Below are 19,823 nucleotides of genomic sequence, written 5' to 3' on the forward strand. Positions count from 1 at the left end.
TATAAAAGAGTGTTCTCTGCAGGATGGGCAAGAACACTCTTTTTATAGGTTACGAAGGTCTGTAAGTCTCTAATCCAATTCAATCCGCAGAACAACCGGAGTCTCACTGCGAACCGAGGTCGTTTTTATAACCAAGGCTTCATCGGTTCTTTCCCATGCAGGTTGTTCCTCAAAACCTAAGATTTTGATCTGTTTAATCATCCCATGGAAGTGCGCAGAGTTTTCTTTAAGGGATTTGATTTGCACTATACCGTTGTTTGGATAGACAAGAACAGTAGCGTAAAGATAACTGCCTTTTACCGTAAAGCGGATATCTTCACTAGTGAAAATTTTCGTGATCCCATCTGTAAACTGACCTTCAACGATCTCTGTAGGGCCTTCCCCGAAGGTGCGCCAGTAGGTCGTATCATAGATTGCTTCACCATTCACCTTTAGCCATTCTCCGATGCCAAGCAGAATTTCCTGATCCTGAGCTGGAATGCTGCCGTCCGCTTTAGGACCTATATTCAGCAGCAAGTTGCCGTTTTTGCTTACGATATCTACTAGATCTCTGATAATTTCTACGGCAGATTTATAATCATTTTCCGGTGTATAACACCATGAATTTTTAGCAACTGCTGTATCCGTTTGCCAGAAATAAGGTTTAAGCTCGGAGAAATGACCTCTCTCAATATCTGGGATTGCTGAGCCAAACATGAAGGCATCATGCTTATAATTGATTGCAACCGGAGTTCCCCATTCCTCTCCCTTATTGTAATAGTAAGCGGCGAACTTTTTGAGATAGGGTTTGAAGGCAGCTGTATGAATCCACCAGTCAAAGTAAAAGATTTTCGGCTGATAATTGTCTACCAGCTCGCAGCAGCGAATCAACCAATCCTCCAGAAATTCTTGATTAGGTGGGGAGCCGAATAAATCGTGATGATCGGGTTCGGGCATAGATGGCCAATAGAAATCTCCACATACAAGCGGTTCATGGATATCGGAATCAAATTCCTTGCCATGAGACAGGAAGAACCAGTGCTCAGCTCTATGGGAAGATACACAAAACTCTAATCCCTGCTGCTCAAAAGCGTCTTTCATTTCCCCGACTAAATCCCGCTTAGGACCCATCTCATATGTGTTATAGTGGGAGTAAGCGCTCTTATACATTTGAAAGCCGTCATGGTGCTCTGCAACAGGCATCACGTATTTGGCACCAGATAATTTGAAGAGACTGGCCCATTCCTCAGCATTGAAATGCTCAGCCTTGAACAAGGGGATGAAGTCTTTATAACCAAAGGTTTTATGCTCACCATAAGTAGCAAGATGATGTTCATATTCCCGCGAACCCTGGATATACATATTTCGGGGATACCACTCATTGGCGAAAGCCGGAATAGAATAAAGGCCCCAATGAATGAAAATACCAAACTTAGCGTTCTCATACCACGTAGGCACTTGAAATTGACTTAGTGAATCCCAATTGGCTTTGAATCTTCCAGTTGCGATCGTATCTTCGATTACTTTTAAATATTTGCTTTTATCCACCATTTTGCAATCATCCTTTCAAACGTTTATTTCTTCTTCATTGTAGTGATTAGAGGTGGAAATCAAAATGTAGGACATTAACTTTTAGATGTACAAAACTAACCTGATAAGGCGGAGTAAGGGATGGATAACCATGTTTTGCTTACAAATTATTTATCCAATTTAAAGGTTGATTTATTTATGGCTGATTACAATCTTTGTGGCCGTGACTGGAGAGATCTTGACTACACACCTGACTATAGTAAATTTTATTTTATTTGCGATGGGGAGGGTTGGTTAAAGATTGGCGATCGAGAATATTATCCGAAGCCTGGTCAGCTTTTTTTGATGCCTGAGGGAGTTAAGCAATCTTATTCTTGCATAAGTGATCAACCCTTTGAGAAGTATTGGTGCCATTTCAGCGCAAAAATCGGAGACATCAATCTATTCAAAATGTTAGAGCTAAGTCATGTATGCAGAGAAGTAGATCCTCATGTAATCCAAGAGATATTCAGCAGCCTAACGAGTCATATGAAATCTGATGCGGTGTATGCTCATTTATTAGCCAAAAGTAAGTTAATGGAGTTATTTTCTTATTTTATTATGAACATAGATGTAGACGAAATCACTTTTAAGAATCTAAGCTCGATCGAAAAATTAACGAAAATATTAACGTACATAGACACCCATATCGAGCGTAATATCACCATACACGAGCTTGCCGAGATTGCGTACATGCATCCCAACTATTTTATCCGGCTATTTAAACAGCAAATCGGAGTTCCACCCATACAGTATATCACCAGAAAAAAGATAACTAAGGCCAAGGAGCTATTGAGGGGGACGCAAAGTTCTGTCGGTGAGATTGCCCATGATCTTGGTTTTAGTGATCTTTATTATTTCTCCAAACAGTTCAAGAAAAATGTGGGTTTAAGCCCTTCGGAATTCAGACAAGGAACAGTAGCAGTGAAATAAATAAAAGAAGACCGTCCTGTGTGGTAGAAACCAACCAGAGACGGCCTTTTTTATAAGTGGAAGAGATTAGAGCAGTGAGACAGTGAAACGGAAGATGTACGGGCGATTAGCCGGCAGAGTGAACTCTTCGTGGGTTGGTGCGCCCCAGCTGTCGTCCCCGCCAACACCCATTTGCTTGTAGTTAACTCTTAGTACGCTTTTGTTCGAGACTGGCAATTTATAGACGTGGTCATGGGCTTCCAGTTCCTCAGGCTTCCAAGGCAGGGCATTAATTTCGATAGGCGTTGCACTTTCAAAATAGAATCCTGTTCCATCGTTGCCCTCTGTAATCGAAGCGAATCTGACATCAGTCTTGTTGCCGCACTCTTGAGGTTTGAGATAAGGTGTGAATTGATCACTGACCTTACCAGTGTAACGTCCAAGTGGGGCTCCGGTTTGTCTATCCCAATAATTCTCATGAGGTCCGCGGCCGTACCATGACAGGGTATCAAGACTTCCATCTAGAACGAACATCATTCCGAACTCAGGGATTTCTGGCAGAACGCTGCTGCCCGGACTCAATTCTTGCGTGATCTCTAAAGTCCCGTCAGCACGAATCACGTACTGGACCCGAAGCGTGGAATCCGGACTTGTAGCCAGAAGGTAGCTGGCAGAGACGAAACAGAGAGAGCCTTCGGTTCTAAATGTAAAGCTGATTAAGTGTTGTTTATGCGATGCCTGCTTCCATACTGCACACCGCTGTGGCAATTTATTACCACAATCATTATCAGTGACTGCTCTCCAGAAGTTAGCTCTTACAGGTTCAAGCAGACGTTCTTTGCCTGAGGAACGATAAGAGTTCAGAGCACCCGTAGTGGTACTAAAGCTCAGTTCGAAATTATCACCTTGTACATTCAAAACATTCTCAAGCTCGCTGACACGCAGTGGTTCTGCGATTGTCTTTGAGGTATTGGTTACAAAACGGGGTGACAGAATGAACTGTTCCCAAGCGATTTCGTGATTAGCTTCTGCCCATATAGTTGCTGAAGGCTGAATAAAGGAAAGATTCAGAACTGCTTCATGATTGCCACGCAGTGAATCCAGCTCGTAAGGAACTTTGCATGAAATGTTCTCACCTGGTGCACATGAGATCTTCAGCAAGCCTTCTTGTGCAGTTACTCCGTCTAAACGAACTTCCCATTTGAGATCGTATTCCTTTAAGTTGGTAAATAAGAAGGAATTGCGAATCTGGAAGAGTCCTTCTAGGATATTTTCAGCCGTTACTTTAATATTTTGATAACATTTTTTGACCTCAAAGAGCTTAGGAGTAACCGTACGATCAGCAAAAAGCAATCCGTTGCCACTAAAGTTGCCGTCATGAGGCGATTCACCAAAGTCCCCGCCATAAGCGAGATATTCAATTCCCTCGGAGGTGTGGGTCCGAATGGCTTGATCTACCCAATCCCAAATGAATGCACCTTGAACAATATCATATTTGTCGAACAAGTCACAGTATAAGTGCAGCCCACCGCATGAATTGCCCATGGCATGACTGTATTCGCAGAGGATATAAGGCTTTTTCGGATTATTAAGCGCATATTTTTCAACATCCTGCGGTTTAATGTACATAGTAGATTCTATGTCACTTGCTGCTTCCGATTCTCTACAGTGGAAGATTCCCTCATAATGAACCGGCCGCGAAGGATCGATTTCTCTCAGGTAGTCGTGCATAGCGATAAAATTGTCGCCTCCGAAAGATTCATTGCCGAGAGACCAAATGATGACTGAAGGGTGGTTTTTATCCCTTTGCATCATGGAGTTGCAGCGGTCAATGACATTGGCCCGCCATTCCGGTTTGCTTCCAGGGACATTCCCGTCATTCAACCCTGCTTGGCTGTATGCCCAGGTGCCGTGAGTTTCCAGATTAGTTTCGTCAATCACATATAATCCGTATTCATCACATAACTCGTACCAGACAGACTGATTCGGGTAATGGGAGGTTCGAACAGCATTAATATTATGTGTTTTCATTAATTGGATGTCGCGCAGCATATCTTCTTTGGCTAAAGCACGACCTGTGTCGCAAGAGAATTCGTGGCGATTGACACCTTTGAGTACGATTCTTTTGCCATTGATCTTCATAAGTCCGTCTTTAATCTCGAACTTGCGGAATCCAACCTTACAGCTGACCGTTTCTTGTGTATGCCCGTTGCTGTCATTTATAGACAGAACTAAGGTATAAAGATAAGGGGTTTCAGCACTCCATTTAAAAGGCTGCTCAACCGGGGCAGCAAGCTTGAGTTGTTGAACGCCTTCTTGCTCAAAGGAACCCGTAGCGGAGATAGGAGTCTCCCAAACAGGCTGGCCCTCTTTATTGTAAAGCTGCATTTGCAGTGTATATGGGCTTTGCTCGTTAAAGTAATTTTCCACCTTGATATCTACATTTAAATCCGCATGTACGAAGTTTTCATCCAGATCTGTGTGGACGAAATAATCAGCAATATGAACGGAAGGAGCCGAATAAAGATAGACTTCCCGAAAAATACCGCTCAGGCGCCAGAAATCCTGATCCTCTAGCCAGCTGGCATCACACCAACGATAAACCTCGACAGCTAGTTTGTTGTCCCCTGCCACTAAATATGGGGTGATATCGAATTCTGATGGAGTAAATGTATCTTCACAGTACCCGACAAGTTCACCGTTTACCCAGACGTAGAAAGCGGATTCAACACCCTGAAAGCTTAGGTACACCGGTTGACCGTTCCAAGACTCAGGTACAGTAAAGGTTCGTAGATAAGAGCCTACTGGATTATATTTTGTTGGGGCAAAGGGGGCTTTAAGCTCTGGCTCGGATTCCGCCCAAGGATACCGGAGATTTGTATATTGTGGGTAGTCGTAACCTTGGAACTGCCAGTGGGACGGTACAGGAATTGTATCCCAAGTACTGCAATCAAAATCTGTTTTATAGAAATCCACAATTCGTTGATCCGGTGTTTCGGAAAAAGCGAATTTCCAAAGCCCATTGAGGGTTTGGTAGAAAGGTGAGGTTTCTTTATCGTTAGTTAGCGCTTGGGATAAGCTACGGTAAGGGATCATGGAGGCATGTGCATCCAATCGATTCAATTCAAAAGTCTCTGGGTTGTTATTCCATTCCGGATAACCGTTAGCAGGTGGCTGGTAGACAAACTTTGCTCGCATGAGTTGATCTCCTTTATAATCATTGTAATGTTATTATATTCATATTATAAGTTGAAGTAATGTTAGGATAAATAAAAGAATTTTAGTCCCAGATAACAAAATATGAAACGAGGACTTTTTATGGAGAGCAAAATTATTTTTTGCCAAACAGAAGATGTAATCATGCTGCCGCTTTATGCTACAACCCTTGGATTTTGGGAGCATCAGCCAGAAACTATACGTCCTGCAGGCTTTCCAGACTATCAAATACATCAGATTCACGAAGGCAAGGGTGAGCTTATCATTCATGAGAACCGATATCTCGTGGGTCCAGGGGATGTGTTCTTTTTGTTCCCGGATATTCCTCATTCGTATGCCCCTATCAGTGGGAAGGAATGGAAGGTATCATGGGTCTCGTTCAATGGCAGAGAGGTTGGTCAAATGCTGCTCTATGCGGGCATCCGCGAGTCTGGTCCTGCTAGATTAAAAGAAGATCAATGGCTCAATCCTCTAAAGCAAATCCTTATGCTGCCAGATAGCAATGAGCTGGAGACTAATTTGGCACGATCTAAACATCTTTATGCATTGCTTCTGGATTTAAAAAGAAAGCTAGTATCGCCTCTGAATGAGGCACATGAATTGGAGCGAATTAAGCCGGTGCTGCGTTATATTGAGAGCAATCTGCATAGGACGCTTCCTTTAAAGGAGCTGGCAGAGATTATTTCTGTATCGCCACAGTATTTATGCAGGCTTTTTCAAAAAACAATTCATGATCGACCTGTAACCTATATCAATAAGCAACGTATCAATTTGAGTAAACAGCTTATGTTTAATGGACGCGATAAAAAAATGTATGAAATTGCCCAGCTAGTGGGTTTTGATAATGCTAGTTACTTTTGTTTGGTGTTTAAAAGATTGACAGGGATGAGTCCTGAGCAATTTAAGCAGCTGCATGGTTTGGATTAGATAAACGCTTACTTGTTACCGTCTAGCACAACATGATATAGTTTACTTGAGTTCCTGCGATGTTTTTTTTGCGGCTTAGCCCATACTTTTACTGCCACAAGAATTCAATACATAGAACCAAATTAACGATCTGAAATGACGAAAAGCATCAGGAAGGAGACATCATTTTGAATGAGAAGCTAAAGCAAGCCTATGAGCGTTTGAACTTGCCTGAAGACGTTACCCGGGAGGAATTGAACAAAAGGTTAGATATGCATTTGAAACGCCGTCGATCGAATTCGACTGAAGATGAGGTTGCAGCTTATGAAGAGGAATTCCGCGCTTACAAAACCATTCTAGATGGCTTGGATCAGAAGGAGATTCAGGAAGCAGAGGACAAGCGGCTGGAGAAGTGGGGAGCCATGTCCGGCGTAGCACGTAAATCGGAGAATTTCTTTCGACTCTACAAAACGCACACTATTATTTCTATTATCGTGCTGCTGGTAGTTATCTTTGGAGGGAAAGCGCTCTATGATCAATGGCAGGAAAGAAAATATGAAGCTACGCTTCCACCGGTAGATGTTCGAATCATGTTCCTAGGCAACTATGAATCTCAGGACTCATCAGGTAAGAATGAAGAGCTAAAACAAGAAATCATCAAACGTTACCCGGCTTGGAAGAGAGTGGAGGCAGAAATCGTTTATCTACCCTCAACAGGTGGGACGGACGGTGGAGCCTTGGATATGAGCTATATGCAGCGGGCTATGGCGATGCTGGCAGCCGATCATCCGGATATCCTGATTATGGATGATGCTACTTTTGAATGGATTGGCCAGCAGTCGGGACTGCAAAATCTGGAGTCGTTTATTAAATCCGCAGGACTTCCTCTTGATGATAACCGTTTGAAACGTATGACTAACCCGGAGAGTGGTCAAGAGCTGATTACTGGCATAGATATCACAGATACGGATTTTGCTACAGAACTCCCTATCCATTCAAATCAGATGATCGTCGGAACGTTAGGACAAGATGACAGTAAGACTAAATCAACTGATTTTGTTGAGTTTTTACTTAAACAGATCACTAATCAATAAATTAATAGGGCCGATGTTGTATGGATGTTCATACGATATCGGCTTTTTTATGATCTGTAGAGTTTGCGGTACGCGATGGGTGTCTGGCCGACTATTTTTTTGAATACAGCGTTAAAGGAGTCGATGTCACGGTAACCAACTAGCTCGGCAATCATATTAATTTTATGTCCAGAAGTACGCAGCAATTCACAGCTTTTATGCATTCGCAGATTCTTCAAGTAGGTCCCAAAGGACTGGCCAGTATGCTTGTGGAACATGCGCTGAAGATGCCTGCTGCTCCACTGTGAAATACGGGCTAATTCGGCAAGTGTAATCTTTTCCGACAGATTATGCTCTAGGTATTGAATGACTTGCGTGAAGTCTGCCATATCCATCGTAGATTTGTCATCTTCTCCGTATTTTTGCCTGTACACTGCTATGATTAATTGACTTAAGAGGGTGTAAAGCATTGTTTTGGAGCCCATACCGGATACCGACATTTCATGATATAAATTCAGCATTAAGCGCTCAATAGAGCCATCTCGATCTGAGACGGAAAAGTAAGATGAGCTGCTACTCCCAAGAGTGGCTAGGTGCTCCCGGATAGATGGCTCTTGAAGGACGATATTTAATTGCTCCACCATTTGCATATCAAAAAGGCAGTTATAGACGATCAGGCGATTCCCTAAAGTATCAGAAGATGCTGGACGGAACACATGGGGGGCACCTACAGGAATCACGAACAGCATTCCTTTTCTAACGGGAAAGATCTCATTTTCAAGGTGATGAAAACCTCTTCCTTCAGCTACATAGCAATACTCAATAAATTCATGAGCATGAAAAGGGGCGTGGAAGTTCTCTGAATAGCGGTTAACGAGCAGATGCAGATCGTTTTGAAAAAAGATTTCATTTTTGAACAACTCGGTGGTTCGTTGCATATTGAATTGCCCCTTCCAAATTCATGGCATGATTGCAGGGATATGATGTCCTTTTTACCGGGTGATGAAAGCGGTAACCCAGCTATAATTATAGGGCAAAGACTAATTTGTCGCTATAGAAGGAGGTTTTATCTATATGTTCGCAATCACTAAGCTTCGTTGTGAGTACAAAGAAAATCCGCTAGGAATTGATGTGATCAGACCCAGAATCAGTTGGCAGTTAGTTTCAGATGACAGGGACTGCATGCAGTCTGCTTATCAAATTCAAGTGGCGGAGAATATGCTTTTTCAAGGCAAGCTATGGGATACAGAGGAAGTAAAGTCTTCTCAATCGATCCATGTTGAGCTTGAAGGTCTGCTGCTGGAAGCTCGCACGCGTTATTATTATCGGGTTCGGGCATGGAATCAGAATGCAATAGACTCGGGTTGGTCTGAGGTTGCATTTTTTGAAACCGGACTATTAGATGCAGGGAATTGGCAGGCGGAGTGGATCAGCGCTCCTACAGCCTCTTTTTCACAAGATTCTGAGATTTGCCCACAGCTTCGTACATTCGTAAATGTAAAAGGTCCAGTGGAAAGTGCAAGGATTTATGCTACTGCTTTGGGCTTGTATGAACTGCAGCTGAACGGAAGTCGGGTGGGAGATCATTATTTTACTCCAGGCTGGACCAGTTACAGTAAGAGGCTGCAATATCAAACTTATGATGTCACAAAGCTTCTGCATGAAGGTGCGAATGCGTTAGGCGCACTGTTGGGCAATGGCTGGTACAGAGGGTATTTGGGCTGGGATAATCAAAAGGAGATTTATGGATCAAAGACTTCACTTCTACTGGAGCTTCATATCCGGTATGCAGACGGTTCAAATGAGCTTATTAGCTCAGATCAGAATTGGCAGGCTGCAAAAAGCGCAATTATGATGTCTGAAATTTATAATGGTGAAACCTATGATGCTCGGCTGGAGCTGGATATCACCGATCCTTCATCAGAAGGTTGGCATCCAGTGGAGATTATTAATTATTCCAAAGCGATCATCGTTGCCCAGGAAAATGTGCCAGTGACACAAGTTGAAACCTTGAAGCCGATTGCACTGCTGACTACCCCGCAGGGAGATAGAGTGCTGGACATGGGCCAGAACATGGTAGGGTGGCTAAAATTTAATGTAAAAGGTCAATCTGGTCAGGCGGTAGAACTTCAGCATGCTGAAATATTAGACCGGGACGGAAATTTCTACACGGAGAATATGCGTAAAGCGAAACAGTGCATCCGCTATACTCTGAAAGGTGGGGAGCAAGAGACGTATGAACCACACTTCACCTTCCAAGGCTTTCGGTATGTGAAGCTTAGTGGGTTCTCAGCAGATCTTCAATTAGAGGATTTCACAGGAATTGTGATGCACTCTAATATGGAACGTACGGGTGATTTTCAGTGCTCAGATCCACTTGTGAATCAACTGCATCACAATATCCTGTGGGGGCAAAAAGGGAATTTCCTCGATGTGCCCACTGATTGTCCACAGCGTGATGAGCGGCTCGGCTGGACGGGGGATGCTCAGATGTTTGTCCGAACAGCCTCTTATTTGATGAATACGGCACCTTTCTTTACGAAATGGTTACGGGATTTGAAGGCAGACCAAACCCCTGAGGGCGGCATTCCGTTTTTTATTCCAGAGCTGAGAGCAGCGCCTCCTGGCGACGGAGATACTAACCATTCTTCTGCAGCCTGGGGGGATGCAGCTACGATCTGTCCATGGACAATCTATGAAATGTACGGCGACAAAAGGCTGCTTGCAGAGCAATACGAGAGCATGAAGCAATGGATTTCATATATCTATGCACAGGGAAGTAACCCTTATCTGTGGAATACTGGCTTTCATTTCGGCGATTGGCTAGCGCTTGATTCCAAGCCAGACAGCTATGTGGGAGCTACAGATCGGGATTATGTCGCCACCGCTTTTTATGCCTATTCCGTTTCTCTTACTTTAAAAGCGGCAATAGCCTTAGAAAAATCGGAGGACGTGGACTATTATAGGGAGCTGCACGCCAATATTATAAAAGCATTCAGTGATGAGTTCATAACACCTGCGGGAAGGTTGTCCGTCTCTACCCAGACTGCACAGATATTAGCCCTACGTTTCGATCTTATAGAAGGGGTCGCCAAAGAACGTGCAATTCAGAAGCTCACTGAGCTGCTTGCTGAAGCTAAGGATCATCTGACTACTGGATTCGTGGGCACACCATATCTGAATCCTGTGCTCAGCGAGATTGGAAATAATGAACTCGCGTATAAGCTTCTTTTTCAAAAGGATTATCCATCCTGGCTGTATCAGGTGACGAAAGGTGCGACTACGATTTGGGAGCATTGGGATGGGATCAAGGATGACGGCAGCTTCTGGAGTGCAGATATGAATTCCTTCAATCATTATGCCTATGGCGCAATAGGTGAATGGTTGTATCGTTACGTTGCAGGAATCGGAACAGATGAGTTAGAGCCTGGTTTCAAAATCGTTCATATCAAGCCACAGCCAGGCCCCGGTCTGGATTACGCAGAAGCTAGTCTTGAAACCATGTACGGAAAAGTAGAGTCAGCGTGGCGGCGATCAGAGGATAATGGAATGATGATTCACGTTACGATTCCTGCCAATACCAACGGTATTGTCGTTCTGCCTGGAGCCAATCAACTAGGGTTATTAGAAAATGAAGTTCCTGTGGAGCAGTCCAGAGGTGTGCACAGCATCAGCTTGGTCGATAACGGAGTGAGACTTCAATTAGGTTCGGGCAGCTATCAATTTACGTATTCTTTATAACCTTTACTAGGGCTTCCTAGTGTGAACTGACATCGAGGGGTATTCGGTGTCAGTTTTTCGTTTTCGAATTGACGAATGTAGAGAGGAGTTATTATAATGATTTATATTGATATGAACTAAGTAATATAAATATAAATCAAATTGGAATTCACAAGGAGGAAGACAAAAGAATGAAGACAGAAGGAAAATTGACGATACATACGCAGCAGCGGGGGGCGGAGTTAGGCGATCTATTCGGTATTTTCTTCGAGGATTTGAATCATGCGGCCGATGGTGGGCTTTACGCTGAGCTAGTTCAGAACCGATCTTTTGAATTCGACCCGATTGACCGGGCAGATTATCATGCGCTGATGGCTTGGGAGCCTGTAGAACGTGGAGATGGAAAGGTAAATATCTCTGTAGAAGACAGCAAGCCCTTAAATGATCGTAACCAACATTATGTTGCCATCGATATTGTGGCTGAAGGTGACGGCGTTGGCCTGATGAATCTAGGCTTTAACAGTGGTATTCCGGTAAAAGAAGGCGAGAATTATAACTTCTCGGTGTATGCCCGCCGGGAGACAAGCTTTGATGTGCCGCTTACCGTAAACATTGAAAGCACAGACGGCACCATTCTTGGTGAAGTGGAGATCGCCGTAAGCAGCTCTGAATGGACCCGATATGAAGCCGTTATTACAGCTAATAGCACGGACACAAGCAGTCGTCTCGTAATCGTTACCAAAGGTAACGGGAAGGTATATCTGGATATGGTTTCCCTGTTTCCTGAGAAGACCTTTAAGAATAGACCCGGAGGCATGCGTGAAGATATTTCGCTGCTGCTCGCTGATTTAAAACCTAAATTTATGCGGTTCCCAGGAGGATGTCTGGTGCATGACGGTTCCTTGGATCCAGATGACAGAGACTCCATGTACAGATGGAAGAATACGATTGGGGATGTTGCACAAAGACCGGCAAGACGCAATAACTGGTCATATAATCAAACGCTTGGGTTAGGTTATTATGAATATTTTCAGTTCTGTGAGGATATTGGAGCTAAGCCGATCCCCGTACTTCCGGGCGGCTACGACCCGCATCATAAACGGATGGTACCGCTGGATGAATTAACGCCTTGGATTGAGGATGCTTTGGATTTAATTGAATTCGCCAAGGGGGATTCTTCCACGAAGTGGGGAGGCATTCGTGCAGAACTGGGTCACCCTGAGCCTTTTGGGCTGGAGTATGTCGGCATTGGGAATGAAGAGGTAGGTGCACCCTTTTTCGAGAGATATCCTTACTTTCATCAAGCCATCAAAGCAAAATATCCGGAAATCAAGGTCATTAATTCTAGCGGTCCGTTCTCTGCCGGTCAGGAATATGAACGGGGCTGGACGTCGGCAAAAGAGAACAAGTCTGACCTCGTAGACGAGCATTATTACTGTACACCTGAATGGTTCCTGGCTAATCATCATCGTTATGATGACTTCAAAGCGGATGAGCCAAAGGTATTCCTCGGTGAATATGCCTCATGGGGCAATACCTATTACAATGCATTGGTGGAAGCAGCATTTATGACAGGTCTGCAAAATAATGCGCATGCCGTTGGCTTAGCTTGTTATGCTCCAATGCTCTGCAATGTGGATTATATTAACTGGAAGCCGGATATGATCTGGTTCAATAATCATGAAGTGTACGGAACGGCAAACTATTATGTGCAAAAGCTATTTATGAACCATCAGGGAGATCATTTGCTGAAGATGGAAGCAGATGGCTTCACGGCACCGAAGGAAAGCAGAAAGGAAGCGATCACTGGAGCCGTCAGTTTCGGTGTGGATGCCTCTGCTGCTCGTTTCTCCGAGATCACCTTAGTCAACAATCTTACGGGAGAAGTGAAGACGTATTCTGACTTATCAGAGGAAGTTTCAAATCTGCCTGACCCTGCTCAGAACAAAACGGCTAATCGGACACTAGAGCTTGGTGAGACAGAGTGGGAAAACTATACTTTGCATTTTAAGGCTAGACGAACCGCAGGAAATAAAGGGTTTATCTTCTATTTTGGTAAAGCGGATGATCAGAATCATTTGTACTGGGAGCTGGGTGGCTGGCAGAATCAGGATTCGATTGTGGCCTCAATTATCAACGGAAGAAATTCTGTTCTGACGCATGCTATGTTTACGGTTGAAACAGATGTAGAATACGATCTTAAGCTAGAAGTAGTGGGCAGACAGATCCGTACTTTTATTAACGGAGAACTGGTGAATGAGACAGAAGATAAACTTCCGGTGATCGAACCGCTGTATTACACGGCAAGTGTGGAAGACTTAACGGGGGATATTATCCTCAAGACAGTAAACGTACAAGAGAATAGTGTTTCTGCTGAGGTTGCACTGGAATCTTTGGCAAAAGAAGCACTGACCATCGAAGTCTATGAAATGTCGGGATACCCGCTTGAGGACGAAAATAACTTCGAGAATAAGCAGCAGGTCTCTCCGAAACAAACCAGCTTTAAGACAGAAGGGAGCAGCTTTAGTTATGAGTTTCCGAAGCAATCCGTGACAATTTTCAGAATAAAATAACGAAGAAGCCCCCATGAATCTATGGCTTATTAAAGATTCATGGGGGCATTTCTATGACTATTACAAGTTAACTTAGCCGTTCACCCGCAGACGAATCACATTCCAGGAAGCTTTTGCGAGAAGGGCCTTTACATGTCCACCCTCAACAACGGCTTTGCCTTGGCTAGGCATCACGTTATGTGGATTGGATTTGGTGTTTACAGCTTTAATATCTTCATGTTCCAGTACAATATGCTCAATGATGTTTACGGAACTGAAGCTGCGCAGATCCACGTCGAGCTCTAGTCCTTCGGATAAATGGCGGTTTACAGCGAAGACGGTTACTTCATTCAGCTCCTCGTTGTATACACTAATGGCTTCCAAATAAGGCACATCAGTGAAATCTTTGGAATCGTATTTAGGGCTGGAAATCAGCGGGTGAAGTACGGTTCCACGACCATAAAGGGAAGCATGCAGGTACGGATAATAAGTAGTCTGCAGCCAAAGCGGTCCGCCATTTTCAGTCATAATTGGGGCGATAACATTGATCAGCTGCGCTAAGCAGGCCATTTTCACACGATCAGCATGCTTCAACAATGAAATAAGACAGCAGCCCACAACAAGTGCATCTTCAAGTGTGTACACATCTTCGAATTCTGGCGGTGCGATCTGCCAATGTTGTTCGGCACGGCTGCTGCCTTGTGATTTCCATACATTCCATTCATCGAGCGACAGATTAATTTTCTTTTTGCTCTTTTTCTTCGCTTGAACATAATCACAGGTGGCAGCCACACTGCTGATGAAATGATCCAAATCCATAGAGCGGGCTAGGAAGTTAGGCGTGTCGTCATTGTTGTTATTGTAGTACGTATGCAGTGATAAATAGTCCACATTATCATAAGAAAGATCAAGCACGGTAGCTTCCCACTCGGCAAAAGTGTCCATGCCGCTGCCGGAGCTGCCACAAGCCACAAGCTCAAGCGTTGGATCGACCCAGCGCATAGCTTTTGCAGTTTCGTTCGCTAACCGTCCATATTCGACCGCGGTTTTAGCTCCAATCTGCCACGGACCATCCATTTCATTTCCGAGGCACCAGGTCTTAAAAGCGTGAGGCTCTTTATACCCATGAGAGATCCGCAGGTCACTGTAGTAGGAGCCGGAAGGATGATTGCAGTACTCTACTAGATTTCTAGCTGCATCGATGCCGCGTGTTCCAAGGTTAACTGCCATCATGACTTCGCTGCCTACGAGCTTAGCCCAATCTGCAAATTCGTTGGTACCCACTTGATTGGTTTCCGTGGTCCACCAAGCTAATTCAAGAGATTGCTTGCGTTCGTGCTTGGGTCCAACCCCATCTTCCCAATTGTAACCGGATACAAAGTTTCCTCCAGGATAACGGATGATAGGAACGTTTAAGGCACGAATAGCTTCGATGGCATCGTTCCGAAAACCATTCTGATCCGCAGTAGGGTGACCCGGGTCATAAATGCCACCGTAAACTGCTCTTCCTAAATGTTCGATAAATGAGCCGTAGATCCGCGGGTCTACTTCAGCTAGTCTGAAATCTTTGTCAATAATCATTGTCGATTTAATCGGCATGAGTGTACAGCTCCCTCTAGTTGAATTAATGATTTCACTAATTAAGTAATTGTTTTATGATTACATGATACTGATTTTAGCTTATAATAAGCAATGAATTAATTTAGGATTCGTTAAAATACTAATTCAATAAGCATTGGAGACGTTGAAATGTACTTAACCACAGATTCTGAATCCTTGCAGGTGTATGAAGCGCTGGCAAGTGAAGTTAGGTTGCGAATTATTGAACTTCTGGACCGCAGAGAGATGCACATCAAAGAGCTGGCAGCGGAGCTCTACCTTAGTAGTGCAATTGTCAGTACTCATGTAGCAAAGCTGCAAAAAGCAGGCCTGATCAGTTCTAAAATGAGACGAGTAAATGGAGGGACCTATAAATATTGTTCTTTGTCTGCGAATTACCTGCAGATTAAATTATCGGGCTCCCGTGGAGTTGCCAGAAAGGTGGTTGAGGTGTCTATCCCTGTAGGGCAATATACCGATATTCAGGCTTTACCTACCTGCGGGATTGCTACTACTGAGAAGCTGATCGGCTATTATGATGATCCACGTTATTTTCTGGACCCGGAACGGGTGAATGCCGGCATTGTATGGTTTGCGAAAGGTTCTATCGAGTACAAGATTCCAAATTATCTATTTCAAGATCAAGTGGTGCAGGAAATTGAGATTTCGCTAGAAATAGGTTCCGAAGCTCCACATGTAAATGAGAAGTGGCCGTCGGATATTGGCTTTATGATGAATGGTCAGGATTTAGGAAAATGGACCAGTCCGGGCGACTTTGGCCTCACTAGAGGACGATTAAATCCCATTTGGTGGCGTTCGGATGTTAACCAATATGGTTTGCTGAAGGTTCTGCGGATTAATACAGGTGGAACCTTTGTGGATGGCCAGCAAATCTCAGATATTACGTTGGAGGATGTACGAGTAGAGCAGGATCAGTGGACCTTTCGTTTAACGGCAGAGAATAGCGGACGGAGAAGAGGCGGACTAACCATATATGGCCGTGGGTTTGGGAATTACGAGCAAGACATTATGTTTAGAGTGTATTATGAATGATTTCGAGTTTGCAGAAGAGGTGTTTTATAAGATTCTGTAGAAAATTTAAGCTTGTGTACCAATTATTACCTCTGATAAAATAAAAATAAAAAATATATTGTAATGAAAACGTTTTTATGTTAATTTAAATCTATAAAAACGTTTTTATTCGTAAAGGAAGATTGAATCATTATGGAAAAGGTAACGATCAAAGATGTTGCCAGAGAGGCTGGAGTCTCCATTTCTACGGTTTCCAACGCGCTAAATGACGTAGATGTATTGAACCCGGAGACGAAATCACATGTTCTTAAGGTTGCGAAGCGATTAAATTATGTTCCTAACCTGAACGGTAAGCTCCTTAGGAATGGGAAAACCAAAATGCTGGGTTTTTTCACAACAAGTGTGTCGGGTCCATACTTCTATAAGCTTGTTGAGTCCATGTCGCGTGAATGTGATCGGCTAGGTTACGGGCTGAATGTATTTGTTACCAAGGACAAACAAGTGATTATGAGCAATATTCTAGGCCGGCGAGTGGATGGTGTCATTATCTACGAGGAGCTGAGAATAGACGAAGAAGAAATTGCCGCAATGGTGAAAGACAAGATCAAGGCTGTATTTTTGGATCGGCCGCTTAAGAACGACACGATGGGAAGCGTGATATTTGATTCTTTTGAAGCGGGGTTTGAAGCGACCAAATATTTAATCAGTCTAGGGCATAAAAAGATTGCTTACATATCTGGTGTGGATGAGATGTACGACAGTGTTCAGCGGAGAGAAGGATACTTAGCTGCTTTGCGTCAGTATCAGCTACCCACGCATGAAGAGTATATTATACAAGGGTATTTTGAAGAAGAAAGCACTTACAACGCTATAAAATCTTTTCTTCACTATAGTCCTGATAAAATACCTGATGCCTTCTTAGCAGGGAACGACTTGAGTGCGATTGGATGTATTCAAGCTTTGAAATCGCATGGATACGAAGTTCCGCTAGATGTTAGTGTTATGGGGTTTGATGATATTGATATTGCGCAATATTTCTCACCGCCTTTAACTACTGTAAGAAATCAAATTGCTAGACAGGGTATTTTGGCTATTAATCACCTCGTTCGTATGATTCAGAAGAAGGAACAGGGCGAGATGATGAAATTGGCGGGTGAATTAGTTGTAAGAGGTTCTAGTCAAGTAAAGATTGGTCGGTAAGAACACATATATGTAATGGGTTCAAGATTTCACCCGATCATTTTTTAAAATTTTGTTGTTTTGGGAGGGTTTTTTTTTCGAAAAAATAAAAACGTTTTTATTGTTTGGGGATCATGATTTGGAGGGGAGAAGAAAAAGTGGATAAATTAGCCGTAGTGCCAACAAACGGAAAGAATCCAATGAGCGGGAAAAAGCCTATGGGGCAGAGGGTCAAAGAATTTGTAATTGATTATAAGAGACAATGGGAAATTCAATCCATGGTCATCCCGGGAATTATTTTTATGATTATCTTTTGTTTTATTCCGATTTACGGATTGACGATTGCTTTTAAAAGCTACACCGTAATTGATACGCTCGATTCTGCACCTTGGGTAGGGCTCGATAATTTCAGAATTATTTTATCTGATAAATATTTTTGGGACGCTGTAGTCAATACATTAGGGATCAGCTTTCTGAAATTAGCCATAGGGTTTGTTATTCCTATTATTTTATCCGTTATGATTTACGAATTAAGTGGTGGACGCTTTAAAAAGATAGTGCAAACCATCTCTTATTTACCACACTTTTTGTCCTGGATCGTTCTCGGCGGGATGCTGATTGCCTGGTTTTCCTCATCCGGTATGTTTAATGAGATTATGCTCAGTTTGGGACTGATTTCGAAACCGGTAAATATTTTGCTTGATGCGAATAAATACTGGTGGATTGCAACGTTATCCGATATTTGGAAAGAGGCTGGTTGGGGAACGATTCTCTACTTAGCCATTATGTCGAAAATTGATCCTACTTATTATGAGGCTGCCAAAATAGATGGCGCAAGCCGTATGAGACAAATTTGGAATATCACGCTTCCTAACATGAAACCGATTATCAGTTTAAATCTGATTCTGACTGTAAGCGGTTTATTAGGATCAAATCTGGATCAAACCTTGGTATTGATGAATTCTCAGAACCGCGTTAAGGCGGAGGTCATTAATTCTTATGTGTATCGTATGGGTATGACGCAAGGTGACTTCTCTTATGCTACTGCTGTTGGTTTAGGTGTCTCCATCGTTTCAGTCATCCTACTGATTAGCGCCAACAAAGTATCCAGTAAATTAAATGATAATCAATCAGTTCTGTAGAAGGAGGCATTTCTGTGAATCGTACGGTGGCTAAAGAAGATCTCGATAGTCGAATCTTTAATACCTTAAATATTATCCTGCTCTGTATTTGTACAATCATTATTGTCGTTCCTTTATGGAATGTAGTCATATCCTCTTTAAGTTCGGGCAAGGCGCTTGCGGAAGGCGGATTCATATTTTGGTCTCCAGAGTTCTCTTTGGAAAATTATCGTGCTGTATTTCAAGATGAGACTATTGGTTTAGCATTCGTAGTATCGCTTGCCAAAACATTCATTGGTGTCATTACCCACGTATTCTTTTGTGCCATGATCGGTTATGGCTTGAGTAAGAAATACATACGTGGACGTAAGCTGTATGTTGCCATGGGTGTAATCACTATGTTTTTCTCTGGTGGAATGATCCCTACGTATTTATTGATTAAATCATTAGGCCTCTTAAACAGCTTCTGGGTTTATATTATCCCGGCCTTGTTCAGTTATTATGATGTAGTTATTCTAATGAACTTCTTCAGAAATGTACCGGATTCACTTGAAGAGTCAGCCAAAATTGATGGTGCAGGTGACTGGCGCATTTTCCTAAAAATCTTTATCCCTCTTTCCATGCCGGCTATGGCCACCATTGCGTTATTTAACGGGGTTGGGCAGTGGAACGACTTTATGACTACCAAGTTATATATTACCGATCAATCGCTCTACCCGCTGCAGATGAAGCTCTATGAAATCATTGTTCAGTCGCAAACACAATCCATGCAAAATGTTGGTGGATCTGCGATTATCGAAACTACGACTAAAGGGGTTCAACTAGCAACAATTGTCATTACAACTTTGCCGATTGTTGTGATGTATCCAATATTACAGAGGTACTTTATCTCAGGCATGATGATGGGGGCGGTGAAGGAATAGTAAGTAAATCTCCAAGTAGTGAATGCTTACAAAACATTTTAG

Annotated in this window: 13 protein-coding genes; 9 read left to right on the plus strand and 4 right to left on the minus strand. The window is 43.1% G+C overall.

The genetic code is table 11. From position 1 onward, the window contains the following. Window positions 1-69 precede the first annotated feature (69 nt). Window positions 70-1,530, minus strand: a complete 1,461-nt coding sequence (locus MKY14_RS01945; RefSeq protein ID WP_340975655.1) for an alpha-L-fucosidase — start codon at window positions 1,528-1,530, stop codon at window positions 70-72. A gap of 120 nt (window positions 1,531-1,650) precedes the next feature. Between MKY14_RS01945 and MKY14_RS01950 the strand changes: the two genes are divergently transcribed. Next, window positions 1,651-2,481 carry an AraC family transcriptional regulator gene (locus MKY14_RS01950; RefSeq protein WP_340975657.1) on the plus strand — a complete coding sequence of 277 codons (831 nt, stop codon included), beginning with the start codon at window positions 1,651-1,653 and terminating at the stop codon, window positions 2,479-2,481. A 66-nt stretch (window positions 2,482-2,547) separates the two neighbouring features. Here MKY14_RS01950 and MKY14_RS01955 read toward each other — a convergent pair whose 3' ends face one another. Beyond that, window positions 2,548-5,658 (minus strand): glycoside hydrolase family 2 TIM barrel-domain containing protein, encoded by a 3,111-nt coding sequence (locus tag MKY14_RS01955; RefSeq protein ID WP_340975658.1) that lies wholly within the window; start codon window positions 5,656-5,658, stop codon window positions 2,548-2,550. 120 nt (window positions 5,659-5,778) lie between these two features. On the opposite strand from MKY14_RS01955, the gene MKY14_RS01960 reads away from it, so the two are divergent. Beyond that, window positions 5,779-6,603 carry an AraC family transcriptional regulator gene (locus MKY14_RS01960; protein WP_076143215.1) on the plus strand — a complete coding sequence of 275 codons (825 nt, stop codon included), beginning with the start codon at window positions 5,779-5,781 and terminating at the stop codon, window positions 6,601-6,603. A 167-nt stretch (window positions 6,604-6,770) separates the two neighbouring features. After that, a complete protein-coding gene (locus MKY14_RS01965) occupies window positions 6,771-7,676 on the plus strand; it encodes a hypothetical protein (protein ID WP_076130585.1) in 906 nt (301 codons plus the stop codon). 47 nt (window positions 7,677-7,723) lie between these two features. On the opposite strand, the gene MKY14_RS01970 is transcribed toward MKY14_RS01965, so the two are convergent. After that, complete coding sequence (locus tag MKY14_RS01970; protein ID WP_076130584.1) at window positions 7,724-8,593, minus strand: AraC family transcriptional regulator; 870 nt, start codon at window positions 8,591-8,593, stop codon at window positions 7,724-7,726. A 136-nt stretch (window positions 8,594-8,729) separates the two neighbouring features. Between MKY14_RS01970 and MKY14_RS01975 the strand changes: the two genes are divergently transcribed. Beyond that, window positions 8,730-11,396 (plus strand): family 78 glycoside hydrolase catalytic domain, encoded by a 2,667-nt coding sequence (locus MKY14_RS01975; RefSeq protein ID WP_340975659.1) that lies wholly within the window; start codon window positions 8,730-8,732, stop codon window positions 11,394-11,396. A gap of 170 nt (window positions 11,397-11,566) precedes the next feature. Then, window positions 11,567-13,948 (plus strand): alpha-L-arabinofuranosidase C-terminal domain-containing protein, encoded by a 2,382-nt coding sequence (locus tag MKY14_RS01980; protein WP_340975661.1) that lies wholly within the window; start codon window positions 11,567-11,569, stop codon window positions 13,946-13,948. A gap of 72 nt (window positions 13,949-14,020) precedes the next feature. Here MKY14_RS01980 and arfA read toward each other — a convergent pair whose 3' ends face one another. Then, window positions 14,021-15,526 (minus strand): arabinosylfuranosidase ArfA, encoded by a 1,506-nt coding sequence (gene arfA, locus MKY14_RS01985; protein ID WP_076100772.1) that lies wholly within the window; start codon window positions 15,524-15,526, stop codon window positions 14,021-14,023. A gap of 150 nt (window positions 15,527-15,676) precedes the next feature. Here arfA and MKY14_RS01990 point away from each other — a divergent pair, with 150 nt between their 5' ends. From MKY14_RS01990 to MKY14_RS02005, 4 genes are all read left to right on the plus strand, one after another. Continuing rightward, window positions 15,677-16,579, plus strand: coding sequence for an ArsR/SmtB family transcription factor (locus MKY14_RS01990; RefSeq protein WP_076130581.1), 903 nt, complete (start codon window positions 15,677-15,679; stop codon window positions 16,577-16,579). Window positions 16,580-16,750: 171 nt separating this feature from the next. Beyond that, entirely contained in the window at window positions 16,751-17,758 is a 1,008-nt protein-coding gene (locus tag MKY14_RS01995; RefSeq protein WP_036689737.1) for a LacI family DNA-binding transcriptional regulator, read from the plus strand. A 179-nt stretch (window positions 17,759-17,937) separates the two neighbouring features. Continuing rightward, the gene (locus MKY14_RS02000; RefSeq protein WP_036689816.1) at window positions 17,938-18,879 is read left to right on the plus strand and encodes an ABC transporter permease; all 942 of its coding nucleotides are present in this window, start codon (window positions 17,938-17,940) and stop codon (window positions 18,877-18,879) included. Window positions 18,880-18,893: 14 nt separating this feature from the next. Then, complete coding sequence (locus tag MKY14_RS02005; RefSeq protein ID WP_036689738.1) at window positions 18,894-19,781, plus strand: carbohydrate ABC transporter permease; 888 nt, start codon at window positions 18,894-18,896, stop codon at window positions 19,779-19,781. Window positions 19,782-19,823: the final 42 nt, after the last annotated feature.

Source organism: Paenibacillus sp. FSL R5-0887, from assembly GCF_038002305.1.
GTDB classification, from domain to species: Bacteria; Bacillota; Bacilli; order Paenibacillales; family Paenibacillaceae; genus Paenibacillus_AQ; species Paenibacillus_AQ odorifer.

Coding starts and splice junctions, on each gene's coding strand:
- MKY14_RS01975 (WP_340975659.1), top strand. CDS start 8,730: ATGTTCGCAATCACTAAGCTTCGTTGTGAGTACAAAGAAAATCCGCTA.
- MKY14_RS01995 (WP_036689737.1), top strand. CDS start 16,751: ATGGAAAAGGTAACGATCAAAGATGTTGCCAGAGAGGCTGGAGTCTCC.
- MKY14_RS01945 (WP_340975655.1), bottom strand. CDS start 1,530: ATGGTGGATAAAAGCAAATATTTAAAAGTAATCGAAGATACGATCGCA.
- MKY14_RS01980 (WP_340975661.1), top strand. CDS start 11,567: ATGAAGACAGAAGGAAAATTGACGATACATACGCAGCAGCGGGGGGCG.
- arfA (WP_076100772.1), bottom strand. CDS start 15,526: ATGCCGATTAAATCGACAATGATTATTGACAAAGATTTCAGACTAGCT.
- MKY14_RS01950 (WP_340975657.1), top strand. CDS start 1,651: ATGGATAACCATGTTTTGCTTACAAATTATTTATCCAATTTAAAGGTT.
- MKY14_RS01960 (WP_076143215.1), top strand. CDS start 5,779: ATGGAGAGCAAAATTATTTTTTGCCAAACAGAAGATGTAATCATGCTG.
- MKY14_RS01990 (WP_076130581.1), top strand. CDS start 15,677: ATGTACTTAACCACAGATTCTGAATCCTTGCAGGTGTATGAAGCGCTG.
- MKY14_RS01955 (WP_340975658.1), bottom strand. CDS start 5,658: ATGCGAGCAAAGTTTGTCTACCAGCCACCTGCTAACGGTTATCCGGAA.
- MKY14_RS01970 (WP_076130584.1), bottom strand. CDS start 8,593: ATGCAACGAACCACCGAGTTGTTCAAAAATGAAATCTTTTTTCAAAAC.
- MKY14_RS02000 (WP_036689816.1), top strand. CDS start 17,938: ATGAGCGGGAAAAAGCCTATGGGGCAGAGGGTCAAAGAATTTGTAATT.